Annotated in this window: 13 protein-coding genes; 7 read left to right on the top strand and 6 right to left on the bottom strand. The window is 58.0% G+C overall.

The features are described 5' to 3' along the window. The first annotated feature begins 64 nt into the window (after positions 1-64). The 3 genes from ilvD to K0O24_RS14285 are packed head-to-tail and all read left to right on the top strand — an operon-like array spanning position 65 to position 4,353. Positions 65-1,786, top strand: a complete 1,722-nt coding sequence (gene ilvD / locus K0O24_RS14295) for a dihydroxy-acid dehydratase (RefSeq protein ID WP_219893371.1) — start codon at positions 65-67, stop codon at positions 1,784-1,786. Beyond that, entirely contained in the window at positions 1,773-3,158 is a 1,386-nt protein-coding gene (locus tag K0O24_RS14290) for an NAD(P)H-hydrate dehydratase (protein WP_219893370.1), read from the top strand. The genes ilvD and K0O24_RS14290 overlap by 14 nt, the downstream gene beginning before the upstream one ends. A gap of 4 nt (positions 3,159-3,162) precedes the next feature. Then, the gene (locus K0O24_RS14285; protein ID WP_219895662.1) at positions 3,163-4,353 is read left to right on the top strand and encodes a class I SAM-dependent RNA methyltransferase; all 1,191 of its coding nucleotides are present in this window, start codon (positions 3,163-3,165) and stop codon (positions 4,351-4,353) included. Here K0O24_RS14285 and K0O24_RS14280 read toward each other — a convergent pair. From K0O24_RS14280 to K0O24_RS14265, 4 genes are all read right to left on the bottom strand, one after another. Next, entirely contained in the window at positions 4,350-4,784 is a 435-nt protein-coding gene (locus tag K0O24_RS14280; RefSeq protein ID WP_219893369.1) for an MAPEG family protein, read from the bottom strand. The genes K0O24_RS14285 and K0O24_RS14280 overlap by 4 nt on opposite strands. A gap of 3 nt (positions 4,785-4,787) precedes the next feature. Then, entirely contained in the window at positions 4,788-5,225 is a 438-nt protein-coding gene (locus K0O24_RS14275) for an MAPEG family protein (protein WP_219893368.1), read from the bottom strand. A gap of 77 nt (positions 5,226-5,302) precedes the next feature. Continuing rightward, the gene (locus K0O24_RS14270; RefSeq protein WP_219893367.1) at positions 5,303-6,355 is read right to left on the bottom strand and encodes a 1,9-bis(guanidino)-5-aza-nonane synthase; all 1,053 of its coding nucleotides are present in this window, start codon (positions 6,353-6,355) and stop codon (positions 5,303-5,305) included. Positions 6,356-6,462: 107 nt separating this feature from the next. Continuing rightward, positions 6,463-7,650, bottom strand: coding sequence for a type III PLP-dependent enzyme (locus tag K0O24_RS14265; RefSeq protein ID WP_219893366.1), 1,188 nt, complete (start codon positions 7,648-7,650; stop codon positions 6,463-6,465). A 137-nt stretch (positions 7,651-7,787) separates the two neighbouring features. Between K0O24_RS14265 and K0O24_RS14260 the strand changes: the two genes are divergently transcribed. Further along, entirely contained in the window at positions 7,788-8,750 is a 963-nt protein-coding gene (locus K0O24_RS14260) for a threonine ammonia-lyase (RefSeq protein ID WP_219893365.1), read from the top strand. Between the two features lie 191 nt (positions 8,751-8,941). On the opposite strand, the gene K0O24_RS14255 is transcribed toward K0O24_RS14260, so the two are convergent. Next, a complete protein-coding gene (locus tag K0O24_RS14255; RefSeq protein ID WP_219893364.1) occupies positions 8,942-9,391 on the bottom strand; it encodes a MarR family winged helix-turn-helix transcriptional regulator in 450 nt (149 codons plus the stop codon). A 9-nt stretch (positions 9,392-9,400) separates the two neighbouring features. Then, on the bottom strand, positions 9,401-10,057 hold the full coding sequence (locus K0O24_RS14250) for an alpha/beta hydrolase (RefSeq protein ID WP_219893363.1): 657 nt from the start codon (positions 10,055-10,057) through the stop codon (positions 9,401-9,403). Between the two features lie 108 nt (positions 10,058-10,165). On the opposite strand from K0O24_RS14250, the gene K0O24_RS14245 reads away from it, so the two are divergent. Genes K0O24_RS14245 through K0O24_RS14235 form a run of 3 tightly spaced genes read left to right on the top strand, consistent with a single transcriptional unit; the run spans position 10,166 to position 12,644 of the window. Then, positions 10,166-11,221: a cysteine desulfurase family protein gene (locus K0O24_RS14245; RefSeq protein WP_219893362.1), complete on the top strand. Its 1,056-nt coding sequence runs from the start codon at positions 10,166-10,168 to the stop codon at positions 11,219-11,221. Continuing rightward, positions 11,218-12,312, top strand: coding sequence for a cysteine desulfurase family protein (locus K0O24_RS14240; RefSeq protein WP_219893361.1), 1,095 nt, complete (start codon positions 11,218-11,220; stop codon positions 12,310-12,312). Before K0O24_RS14245 ends, K0O24_RS14240 begins: the two co-directional genes overlap by 4 nt. Further along, a complete protein-coding gene (locus K0O24_RS14235) occupies positions 12,309-12,644 on the top strand; it encodes a 2Fe-2S iron-sulfur cluster-binding protein (protein ID WP_219893360.1) in 336 nt (111 codons plus the stop codon). Before K0O24_RS14240 ends, K0O24_RS14235 begins: the two co-directional genes overlap by 4 nt. Positions 12,645-12,653: the final 9 nt, after the last annotated feature.

The following is a 12,653-nucleotide window of genomic DNA, read 5'->3' as shown; positions in this document are numbered from 1 at the left end:
CGAATGCGCGCTTGCAATCTGACCCCGCACTTCGGCATAGGCAAGGGCCGAAAGCGAGAACCCAATGACCCGTCAGTTCGACAAAGCGAAACTTCCCAGCCGCCATGTCTCGGTGGGGCCGGAGCGCGCGCCCCATCGCAGCTATTATTACGCAATGGGGCTGACTGAAGAAGAAATTGCGCGACCCTTTGTCGGGATCGCCAGTGCCGGAAATGATTCCGCTCCGTGCAACACCACCCTCGACCATCAGGCCGATGTGGCGAGGACCGGCGTGGAAATGGGCGGCGGAATGCCGCGCCGGTTCAATACGATCACGGTCACTGACGGTATCGCCATGGGCCATCAGGGTATGAAAAGTTCGCTCGTCAGCCGCGAAGTTATTGCTGATTCGGTCGAATTGTCCGTCCGGGGTCATTGCTATGACGCGCTGATCGGATTTGCCGGTTGCGACAAGTCGCTTCCCGGCATGATGATGGCGATGCTCCGCCTGAACGTGCCGTCGATCTTTGTCTACGGCGGATCGATCCTTCCGGGTCGCTATCAGGACCGCGACGTGACCGTCGTCGATGTCTTTGAAGTGGTCGGCAAATATGCGGCCGGTACGTGCCCAATCTCCGAGGTTCATGCCCTTGAAAAGGTAGCTTGCCCCGGACACGGGGCCTGCGGCGGTCAATATACGGCAAACACCATGGCCTGCGTTGCCGAGGCAATTGGCCTGTCCCTGCCGAATTCCAACATGGCTCCGGCACCTTATTCCACGCGTGACCAGATCGCCCATGCGGCCGGTGTGCAGGTCATGGAGCTACTTGAGCGGAATATCCGTCCGCGAGATATCTGCACCCGAGAGGCTTTCGAGAATGCGGCACGGGTTGTTGCTGCAACAGGCGGATCAACCAACGGCGCTCTGCATCTGCCAGCTATGGCCCATGAAGCGGGGATCGAATTTGACCTGTTCGATGTGGCCGAGATCTTCAAGACGACCCCCTATATGGCTGATCTGAAGCCCGGCGGGAATTATGTCGCAAAGGATATGTACGAAGCGGGTGGCGTATACATGCTGATGAAGTCGCTGCTCTCGGAAGGTCTGCTCAACGGCAACTGCCTGACGGTTACGGGCAAGACGCTTGGTGAAAACATCGACGAGATCACCTGGAATCCGGACCAGAAGGTCATCCACCCGGCAACCGCACCACTATCGCCGACCGGCGGCGTCGTCGGTCTGCGCGGGTCGCTTGCTCCTGACGGAGCGATCGTGAAGGTTGCCGGCATGCATCGCCTGCAGTTCACGGGTCCTGCGCAGGTCTTTGATTGCGAGGAAGATGCATTCGCTGCCGTCGAGGCCCGCAAGATTGTCGAAGGATCTGTTGTGGTCATCAGATACGAAGGACCCAAGGGCGGACCGGGGATGCGGGAGATGTTGTCGACCACGGCCGCCCTTTATGGGCTGGGCATGGGAGAAAAGGTGGCCTTGATCACAGACGGTCGCTTCTCGGGCGCAACGCGCGGCTTCTGCATTGGCCATGTGGGTCCGGAAGCTGCCGACGGCGGCCCGATTGCCCTGATTGAAGACGGCGATGAAATCAGCATAGATGCTGTGGCAGGCACGATCGACCTCAACGTTCCGGCAGACGTCCTTGCAGCGCGTAAGCTGAATTGGCGGCCGCGCCAGCATGATTATCAGTCCGGTGCACTCTGGCGCTATGCGCAGAATGTTGGCCCGGCCTGGAAAGGCGCAGTGACTCATCCCGGCGGTGCGGCCGAAACGCACGTTTATGCGGATATCTGATACGCCCGTTCCGATCCTGACCGCTGCCGAGATGCTGGCGGCCGAACGAAGCGCAATGGCGCAAGGTGACACGGTTGAAACGCTGATGGATCGGGCTGGCCGGGCCGTTGCCGAGGCTGTGTGGCGCTTTGGTGGGGGCAGACCTGTATTGATCCTGTGTGGGCCTGGCAACAATGGTGGCGATGGCTATGTCGCTGCGCGATATTTGGCAAAACATGGCATGGACGTGCGCGTTGTGGCGTTCGGCTTGTCCGGCACTGAAGCATCAAGGGCAGCGCGCGAAGCGTGGGAAGGCCCAGTTGAAGCACTGGAAGAGGCTGAAGAAGCCCCTGTCCTTGTTGATGCGCTGTTCGGGACAGGTTTGGCACGGCCGCTTGGCGATACATTGGCACAAAATCTTGTCAGGCTGACGGAGCGCAAACCATTCACCGTCGCTGTCGACGTGCCGAGCGGTGTCGGCAGCGACGATGGGGTAAATCTCGGCGCAGTTCCTGCGCATCTCACGATTGCGCTTGGCGCACTCAAGCCTGCGCATGTGCTGCAACCGGCGGCAGCTTTTTGCGGTATCGTAAACGTCGCGGATATTGGCGTTGCTGCTGCGAGCAAAGTCTCGCTCCTGACGCGACCTCGCATCCAAGAACCGGGTCCGGAAAGTCACAAATACAGGCGGGGCCTTGTCGGCATCATTGGCGGGGAGATGCCTGGCGCTGGCGCCCTGAGCGCTTTGGCGGCAATCCGAATTGCGGGCTATGTGCTCGCTTCAGGCATGGACGGAATGGCTTTGCCGCATGCCGTTGTCCATCGGCGATGCGAAGCCATCCTTGAGGATCGTCGCGTCGCGGCACTGCTTGTCGGACCAGGTCTGGGGCGTGGTCCCGAGGCACGCAAGCAGCTTGACCAGATTCTGGAGAAGTCTTGTCCCATAGTGCTTGATGCGGACGCACTGATGTTGTTGAGACCGGATGATTTTCCTGAAATGAAACGCCGGCCGTCTCCGATCGTCATGACGCCGCATGCTGGAGAGTTTGCTGCGCTGTTTGGGGAGCTGAGCGGGAGCAAAATCGATCGTGCCCGCGCCGCTGCGGAAATCTCTGGCGCTGTCGTTGTCTTCAAGGGTTCCGACACTGTGATTGCCTGTCCGGATGGACACGTTCGAGTGGCGCAAGCCGGACCGGGGTGGTTGGCGACTGCAGGAACGGGCGATGTATTGGCAGGCATTGTGGCTGCGTTTCTGGCAAACGGGCGAAGTCCCTATGATGCGGCCTCGGCTGGCGTGTGGATCCACGCAGAAGCGGCACGGCTTGCTGGCCCGGCATTGATTGCTGACGAAATCCCGGCTCGTATTCCTGCCGCAATTGCTACCTGTCTGTGAGGCAATTGCGATAAAAAGGATCATCAGCCTTGCTGCCCGCGGCGACGGGATTGCGGACGACGGCAGCTATTACGCGTCGACCGCGCCGGGCGATAGTGTTCAGGACGACGGAACAATTGTTCCAGGTCCGCACCGCGCGGCCCCCGCCTGTCCACACTTCGGTACATGTGGCGGATGTCAGCTGCAGCATGTCGATGATGTTGCCTTTGCCGATTTTCTGCGCGACCGGATCGGGTCCGCCCTTTCTGCTCAAGGTATTGCGTTCGAGCAATTCGAGGAAGCCCATGTTTCGCCTCCGCGAAGCCGAAGGCGGGCGGCACTCACTGCTGAACGCAAGGGGCGCCAAGTCCTGCTGGGGTTCAACGAAGCGTCCAGCCACAGGATAACCGACGTGCGCAGCTGTGCGGTCCTTGATCCGCATCTGGAGGATTTGGTTGCTCCATTGCGGCGGCTTCTGGCCACACTTCTACCCGAACGGAAACGGGCAACAGTGCGCATGACATGGGCCGATCAGGGTGTGGACCTCTTGCTTACAGGAATTGAGGTCGACGGCTTGGCGGCGACCGAAACGCTGTTGGACTTTGCGGCACTTCACAAACTCGCCCGGCTTTCGATCGATGAAGGCTTTGGGCCTTCGGCGCGCTGGGAACCGGAACCTGTGACGATAACGTTCGGGACTGTGCCTGTTGTGCTCCCGGAAGGGGCTTTTCTTCAAGCAACCCCGCAGGGTGAAGCTGTTCTGGTGGATGCCGTTCGTAACGCCGTTGCCGACCGTCCCGCCATTGCGGACCTTTTTGCCGGGCTAGGCACTTTTGCCTTGTCGGTTGACCGGGTTATCTACGCCGCTGAAGGTGCTCGCGACCCGCTCGTCACCCTACAGGCCTCTGCACGAAAGGTGGGGAAGCAAATTGCCTGCGAACATCGCGATCTGTTTCGACGAGCCCTTTCGCCAGACGAGCTTGATCGCTTCGACGCCGTAATCCTCGATCCGCCTCGGGCAGGAGCCAAGGAGCAGGTCGAGCAACTGGCGAAATCCCGAGTCGCCTGCATTGCCTATGTTTCATGCAATCCGTCGACCTTCGCACGCGACGCCAAATCGCTGATGGACGCGGGTTACAGACTGGTGACGATCAAGCCGGTTGGCCAGTTCCGCTGGTCGACCCATGTGGAACTGGCAGCAACCTTCAAACGCTAACCAGAGCAGACAGCCGTCGCAGCCTGATATACAAGACAAATCAACGTCAGGCTTGAAAGCACGAAGACAAGGAAACGTACCATCACACGGTTCCAGAGTGCCTGAATGAGGCTGTGGAGGATGCGCAGGGCCACATAGATCCAGGCAATATGGGCATTCGGGCCATCCCCTGCGCCTGCCACTGCGAGTGTGAGCGCAACAGCGTAAAACACAGTCGGCGCTTCATGCAAATGGTTATAGTTATGCGCAATCCATTGGACTTTTTCTGGCAGGACACCATCCAGTTTGGCGCCGGTGCCGCCTACCATATTGGTGGTGTCCAATTCCTTGACCTTGCCCATTGCGGGTATCCGCGTGGCATACATCCAGAGCCACATGACCATCGTCCATGCGGCAAGTGCTACGATCGGCTGAAGAATTTCGCTTTTCATGTGTCAGACCCCCAGAGTGATGCGTACTGCGTTGATGGCAAGAACAAGGAGACAGCCAGTCGACAGGCAAAACAGGCCGAACCGGACCGGCATCACCTTGTTCACGGTTGCTTGCCAGATGCTGTGGACGATGCGGATGCCGGTGTACGCCCAAGCGAGCGTTGTGTTCGTGCCGCCACCTGCGCCAGAGAGCGCCAGAACAAACACGGTTGCGTAGAATATCGTCGGCTGCTCCATCAGGTTTGTGTAGTTGTGGGATTTCCAGTTGACGCTAGGCGGCAAAACGGCGTCCAGATCCTGGCCTCGTCCCCCGGGTGGAAAGGATTTCAGATCCATGCCGGACTTGGCAATGGCCGGGAATCTGGTCAGAGCCATCCAGCCAAGCATGATGAGAGACCAGAGCACGAGAACGGCTGCTGGTGCGAGTATGGTGTTTTCCAAGAGTTGCTCCCCTCCTTATTGTTTTGGAGGAGGGGAAGCTGCCTCAGATTATTTGAGTTGTCAAAAGAGACCGATTTCTAGTCGAAAATTGCGCCCCACCTGCGCTTGGCGCGGGTCTTCCAGGCTCCACGATGATATGCATCCGAAGCGAGCAGGGGCATCACTGAGCCAGCTTCTGCGAAGACCATTTGTTCAATGCCGGTATTGACCTTGCCCCAGCTTGCCGCCTCTTGAAGCGTGGAGGACGAACATGCCCCATCGCGGACGTCCGCGACTGTGATCTGGACCGCATATTTGTGGACTTCCACGTCCTCATGTCCGAGGATTTCAGCGCAGACGACGGTATCCTGGATGAAGTTCTTGGGCACGCCGCCGCCGATCATCAGGAGGCCGGTTGTCCCTGCCTTGATCTTGATATCCGTGAGCTCCCGGAAATCTGCAACGGCGTCGATCATCATATAGGGCTTGCCAGCCTTTGCGCGGTCGACCTGATGTTTAACCAAGCCGAAGCCAGCGGAGCTATCGACAAAGGCCGGGCAGAAAATTGGCACGTCATGTTCATAGGCGAGCTTGACCAGGCTGTTGTCCTTCTTGCCATTTTCCGAGAGGAACTTGCCCATTTCACGAATGAAAGCACGGCTCGAATAGGCTTTGGGTTCGAGGCTTTCTGCGATCTGGTTGATCGTGAAGTCGCAATCCTGCAACTGCTCTTCATCGATATAGGTATCGTAGATACGGTCGATATAGAGCGAGCGCAGCGTGTCATCATCAGGCACTTCCAGCGCCTGATAGTGCTTGTGGCCAAGCCCCTCGAAGAAATCCATGTCTACGATCGTGGCACCAGTCGCAACCACCCCGTCGACCATGTTGTTGCGGACAAGTTCCGCATAGAGATCCATGCAGCCGCCAGCAGAGGTCGAACCCGCTATGACAAGGAAGATTGAGCAATTCGGATCTTCGAGCATCTGATTGTAGATGCCCGTCGCCCGCGCCAGATCGCGGCTGGTGAAGCTCATCTTGCCCATCGCATCGATAATCGGGCGCGCGTCGAAGCTCTTGATGTCGATATGTTCGACTGTCTTGGACAGCAATTCTGCCTTGCGCTGTGCGTTGATCTGGGGCGTAGTCATTCAAGGGTCTCCATAAATTCCAGTGTCATTGCCTCAAAAGCGGGAACCCAGCGCGCCAATGCAATGGGTTGCCGCTTGCGCAGGAATGAAAAAATGCAGGGTGAGCGTTACAGCTTTACGACGTTTGACGAAAGCGTAGCTTCCATCTCTTCCATGTAGAGCGATGCCATTGGCTCGTCAGTCACGATATGCGTGTCGCCATTGCCAAATCCGTTGAATCCGGTTCGCATTGCGCAGCCATAGGCCCCAAGCATGCCGATCTCGATATAATCCCCTGCGGTGGTGTCGGCAGGCAGCAAAAAGGGACCAGCCATATGATCAGCGTCGTCGCATGTCGGGCCATAGAAACTGAACGCCATATCGCGCGTGTCTGATTGCGGTTCCCCCAAGAGCTGGACCGGAAAGCGCCAGCCGACATGTGCGGCATCATAGAGTGCGCCATAGGCGCCGTCGTTGATATAGAGCTCATTGCCACGCCGCCGCTCAACACGGACGATCAGGGAAGAATATTCAGCGCAAAGCGCCCGGCCGGGCTCGCACCAAAGTTCAGAGGAATAGCTGACCGGCAGATCTTCGAACGAACGGTGAATAGCATCGAAATAATGCTCAAGTGCCGGCGGCTCCATATCCGGGTAGACGCTGGGGAAACCGCCGCCGACATCGACCACGTCCACCGTCACTGCTGATTCGACAATCGCTGCCCGAACGCGTTCCATTGCATCCACATAGGCTTTTGGTGACATTGCCTGGCTGCCTACATGAAAGCAAATGCCCAAAGCGTCGGCGACCTGTCTCGTCGCAATCAGAAGCTGTTTCATTTCAGCAGGATCTGCACCGAACTTCGCAGCAAGACTAAGCTTGGAATGTTCAGAAGAGACGCGAATGCGGACGCACAGGGTCAAGTCCGTCGCGCCCTTCGTGGCCCGTACGATCTTGTCCAGCTCTTCAATCGAGTCGAGCGAAAATATGCGAACGCCGTGTTCGACATAAGCTTCGGCGATCGCTTCTTCAGCCTTGATTGGATGCATGAAGCACAGCGTCGCATCCGGTGCGATTTCGCGAACAAGACGAACCTCATTGAGCGAGGCTGTATCGAAGTGCGTGATTCCGCTCTCCCACAAAAGCCTGATCAGGTCGGGCGACGGATTGGCCTTCACTGCATAGAGCGACTTACCCGGAAACTTCTCAACGAAGAATCGGGCAGCACGCACTGCGGCATGCGGACGGATGAGCGTGACCGGTTGGGCCGGTCGCAGGGCAGTCGCTAGCCCCAGCGCGCTATGGTGCGTGTGCAATTCAAGGGACCTCCAAATGGATTCAGTTCAAGCAAGGCTGCCTTACGGTTATTGGAAGTCCCCTTGGGGCAGCGGCAGGCGATATATGAACTGTGCCCCCCCTTGTAAAGCATAACTGCATGGGCAAATGCTGGTCCATGAGTGTTGCAGAATCTTCCATCAGAAATCCCGGATTTCCGGGGGTCTTGCGAGCGTATGAAAAAGTCTCGGCCATTTTGCCACCGACGCCGGTGAAGCTGTTCGAGATCAATGGCGCACAGGTTTGGGCCAAGGCCGATTCGTTGCTGCCGATTGGTGCCTTCAAGCTGAGGGGTGCGTGGCATCGGCTGACGGATCTTTCCGAAGCCGAAAGGGCTCGTGGTGTGGTTGCATTTTCGAGCGGCAATCATGCGCAGGGCGTGGCTTGGGCGGCCGCGCGGCTTGGCATCGCTGCAACAATTGTGATTCCCCGTGATGCACCGCCGATCAAGGTTGAAGCGACAAGGTCATGGGGTGCGGAAATCATTTTCTATGATCGGGCGACGGAAGATCGTGCCGAAATTGCGGCGCAGATTGCTTCAAAAAGCGGCGCAACGGTAGTGCCGAGTTTTGATGATCCCTGGATTATCGAGGGTCAGGGAAGTGCCGGCCTGGAGGCAATCAATCAGCTGGGTTTCGAACCCGACCTGATCGTAACGCCATGCGGAGGAGGAGGCTTGGCCGCAGGTCTCGCGCTTTCGGCCCCACATGCCCAAATTGCCATTTCGGAGCCCGAGGGCTGGGACGATATGAAGCGCTCGCTTGAAGGCGGAGTCATAGTTCCGGTCGGGCCGAATCCGCCGTCAACATCATGCGATGCCCTGCAGACGCTGCGCGTCTCGCCACTGACTTTCGGAGTGTTGCGATCCCGCCGGGCCAAGGGGGTTGCCGTATCCGAAAGAGAGATTGGTATGGCAATGCGCTTCGCTCACGATACGCTCGGGCTGACACTGGAACCCGGGGGAGCTGCAGGACTAGCGGCTTTGCTGAGCGAAAAGGTCCTGCCTGCCGGCAGAACTCTTGTCATGTTATCCGGGGGAAATGTTGAACCGGCGGTCTTCGCTGAGATGACGAAGGGCTAGATTTACAGATGGTTTCTCAGACGACCTTCGACGTTTTGCTTTCGGTGGCCATGTTGGCGGTGATCGCCCTCGTTTGGGGCGGGATTTTCCTGCTGCGAAGTGGCACTGATCACAAACGTGCAGCCCTTATGCTGGTGGCTGCCTTGGTCCTCTTTGGCAATATTCTTATTTGGACATGGCCATCATGATCGTCAGCGGTCAGGCAAATGGTCCAACGTCAAGCGAATTTCACGCAATGTCCTGACAGTTGTCGCGAGGTCAGCGCTGGGGATCTCGGCCACCAGCTGTTCGAACTCTGGCGCCATGGACTGGATCTTTTCTTCCTGAGCTTCGCGTCCGGCTTCAGTCACAAAGACGACGGCATTGCTCTCCCGACTGAGCGGGGGCGTGACTGTCACATATCCCTTGGCTTCGAGTGAAGCGATCTTGCTTGCCGTGTGGCCTTCGTCTTCCTGGAACGCCCAGGCAATCCCCCCGATCGTGTCAGGATCGGGATGTGTCCGGTTGAAATAGTTCAATATGCCAAATTCGCCTGCGCTGGCCGGATGGTCGCTAGTGCGCTCGATTCGTGTGCGTGCGAGGTGCTCTATGATTGCGACTTCAGTAAACAGGCCCAGAAGGGTCTCTTCCATATCCGTCATGACAAGTCCTCATCGGATGGGTGATTGCGGATCAAGGCGCATATCGAGGTATTTGTCGACCGACGCCATCAATTCTGCCTGCTCATTCTCGAAGAAATGATTGGCGTTACGGATTTCATCGTGATGAATCGTGATGTGCTTTTGCGTTCGGAGCTTGTCCACCAGCTTCTGTACTGAACTCGGCGTGACGACTTCATCGCCCGTGCCCTGAATTATGATGCCGGAGGACGGACACGGAGCCAGGAAGGTGAAATCATACATGTTCGCTGGCGGCGCAATGGAGATGAAGCCCTTGATTTCCGGGCGACGCATGAGAAGCTGCATGCCAATCAGGGCGCCAAAGCTGTAGCCGGCAATCCAGGTGGTTTGGGCCTCGGGATGGATGGACTGGACCCAATCGAGCGCGGAAGCCGCATCCGATAGCTCGCCAATGCCACTATCAAAGCTGCCCTGCGACTTTCCAACACCGCGAAAGTTGAAACGCAGTGTCGCAAATCCGCGGCGCACGAAAGTCTGGTACAGCGACTGGACTATACGGTTGTTCATCGTGCCGCCGCCTTGGGGATGCGGATGCAAGATCATGGCAACGGGCGCACGCGGGCGCGGGCCGGGGTTGAAACGTCCTTCAAGCCGACCTTCGGGGCCGGGGAAAATCACTTCTGGCATGGATCACTCGCAGACTTTGTTCGAACGATGCACAGAACGGGCTGTGCGAACTTGTTGGCGCCTATATAGGAAGGCGGGTCCATTTCGCAATCATTCGGAACAAGGCAATTGAACGAACGTCTTTATCTCGATCATGCAGCGACGACTCATGTTCTTCCTGTTGCTCGTCAGGCGATGCTGGATGGCCTGAAACTGTGGGCAAATTCGTCTTCGCCGCACGCCGAAGGTCGCGCAGCCAGAGCAGCGCTTGAAGATGCCCGGAGCCGGATCAAAGCTGCGCTTGATTGGGAGCATGAGCTGATTTTTACCAGCGGAGCAAGCGAAGCCTTGGCCATTGGTCTTGGGCGTTGCGTCGCCGATGCCTTTATCGTGTCAGCAGTCGAGCATGAAGCCGTGCATCGTTCGGTACCAGAAGCCTATTTCTTGCCCGTTGGGGCTGAAGGGCTCGTGGCGCGTGATGCACTGTTCGGTCGACTGGCTGCGCTCGGCGCCAAGCAGCCTCTGGTTGCTATCCAGCATGCCAATAATGAAACGGGGGTCATCCAGCCGCTTGAGGAGCTTGCACCAGTCGTGCGCAAGGCGGGAGGCATCCTGATGGCCGATTGCGCCCAAACTGCTGGCAAGCTGGCATTGCCAGATGCAGATATCATCGCTGTTTCTGCGCACAAACTTGGCGGGCCACCCGGCATTGGCGCACTCCTGATCCGAGATCTTGGGCTCATCGCACCGTCCGGGGGACAGGAAAAAGGCTATCGGGCGGGAACTGAGAACCTACCGGGTGCAATGGGATTTGCAGCGGCTTGTGAAGCTAGCCGCGCATGGCTGTCACGGGCCGCCGACCTCCGATCACATCTCGATGGGGCGATTGAAGGGGCGGGAGGTGTAATTGTCTCAAAATCGAGTCCAAGAATTGCCACCATCGCGAGTTACCGGATGCCTGGCAAGGCGGCGTCGGCACAGCTGATCCAGTTCGATATGGCGGGTATAGCGGTGTCGGCCGGGAGCGCCTGTTCTTCGGGAACCTTGAAGTCCAGCCGGGTGTTGGCGGCACAAGGTTGGGATGAAATCGAGGCCGGTGAGACAGTCCGTGCGAGTTTTGGCCCTGACACGAGCCGCGCAGACATTTACCGATTCATCGAGGCGTGGAAACGTATATCACCGTGACCATATATCTTGACTATCAGGCAACAACCCCGCTTGCACCCGAAGTCCGCGTTGCCATGCGACCGTGGCTGGACGAAAAATTTGCCAATCCCCATTCGATTCACAAGATGGGCAGGGAAGCCGCAGCCGCAATAGAACTGGCGCGTGAAGCAATTGCGGATCTGTTGCCAAAGGGGGGAAGAGTCTTTTTCACGAGTGGAGCAACTGAAGCCCTGAACTGGGCTCTTCGGGGCATTCCGGGGCGCGGTGGACTATTGATAGCGGAAACAGAACATGCAGCTGTTCGGGATACTGCACTCTGGCTCCAGAAGGACCGCCGCAAGGTTGGACTATTGCCCGTTGCATCGGACGGCCTGCTTGTTCCTGGCTTCAAGATTCCAAAGGGCACGCAACTGGTTTCGGCGATGCTGGTCAATAATGAAATCGGCGTAATTCAACCGATCTCCGAATTGGCTGAAGCTGCACATAATGTCGGTGCGTTGTTTCTGTGCGATGCTGTTCAAGGCTTCGGCCGGACGGACATTCCTGACGGGCCGGACCTCATCGCAATCAGCGCCCACAAGATTCACGGGCCCAAGGGCGTTGGAGCCCTGTGGGTGCGCAACGGTATCGAGATCGAGCCACTCATCCACGGGGGTGGCCAAGAGGGCGGGCTTCGCTCCGGCACACTCTCCCCGGCACTTTGCGCCGGATTTGGTGTGGCAGCGAAGGTCGCCCAGCAGAGGCAAGAGGCCGACGCGATCCATGTGCAGCATCTCTGGGACGTGGCCATCGGCATGTTGCCGAAGGGTTGGCTAATCAACGGTGCCACGACGCCGCGCTACAAGGGCAACCTCAACTTGAGGCGAGACGGTCTTGATGCCTCGCGGCTGATTTCAGATTTGCGCATGATCGCCTTTTCGGCGGGCTCCGCCTGCGCAAGCGGATCTGGCAGGCCGAGCCACGTCTTGAAGGCCATCGGGTTGGATGACCGCGAGGCACGTTCCTCGATCCGGCTTGGCTTTGGTCGTTACACAACAGTGGCGGAGCTTCGTGAAGCGTTGAGGCTGATCTTCCATGCCGCAGACGGACAGATGGCCATCGCGGCATGATCCGTGTTCGTTTCGAAAGTGCAGATGGCCAAACAATCTCGGAGGGTGAGGGATCGGAAGGCATTTCCCTGCTTGAGGTCGGACAGGGCATTGGGCAGCCCCTCGAAGGGACCTGCGAAGGCCAGATGGCCTGTTCGACCTGTCATGTCATCGTCGATGCTGACTGGTTTTCCAGGCTTCCCAAGGCTAGCGACGAGGAGGAGGATATTCTTGACCTTGCTGCGTGTGCCACCCGCCATAGCCGATTGGCCTGCCAGATTCTTCTGAGTGCGGATCTCGATGGTCTGACTGTGCGAATCCCGCCAGAAAGCCGCAACATGCAGGGACGTTGATTTTTGCCT

Source organism: Aquisediminimonas profunda (assembly GCF_019443285.1).
Taxonomy (GTDB): domain Bacteria; phylum Pseudomonadota; class Alphaproteobacteria; order Sphingomonadales; family Sphingomonadaceae; genus Aquisediminimonas; species Aquisediminimonas profunda.
The sequence above is the reverse complement of the archived record's forward strand: the minus strand, read 5'-3'. Positions and strand labels throughout refer to the sequence as shown.

What these genes read in the sequence shown, in the direction of transcription:
- K0O24_RS14250 (WP_219893363.1), bottom strand. Translation starts at nt 10,057, where the DNA reads ATGCCAGAAGTGATTTTCCCCGGCCCCGAAGGTCGGCTTGAAGGACGT.
- K0O24_RS14260 (WP_219893365.1), top strand. Translation starts at nt 7,788, where the DNA reads ATGAGTGTTGCAGAATCTTCCATCAGAAATCCCGGATTTCCGGGGGTC.
- K0O24_RS14290 (WP_219893370.1), top strand. Translation starts at nt 1,773, where the DNA reads ATGCGGATATCTGATACGCCCGTTCCGATCCTGACCGCTGCCGAGATG.
- K0O24_RS14280 (WP_219893369.1), bottom strand. Translation starts at nt 4,784, where the DNA reads ATGAAAAGCGAAATTCTTCAGCCGATCGTAGCACTTGCCGCATGGACG.
- K0O24_RS14270 (WP_219893367.1), bottom strand. Translation starts at nt 6,355, where the DNA reads ATGACTACGCCCCAGATCAACGCACAGCGCAAGGCAGAATTGCTGTCC.
- ilvD (WP_219893371.1), top strand. Translation starts at nt 65, where the DNA reads ATGACCCGTCAGTTCGACAAAGCGAAACTTCCCAGCCGCCATGTCTCG.
- K0O24_RS14255 (WP_219893364.1), bottom strand. Translation starts at nt 9,391, where the DNA reads ATGACGGATATGGAAGAGACCCTTCTGGGCCTGTTTACTGAAGTCGCA.
- K0O24_RS14235 (WP_219893360.1), top strand. Translation starts at nt 12,309, where the DNA reads ATGATCCGTGTTCGTTTCGAAAGTGCAGATGGCCAAACAATCTCGGAG.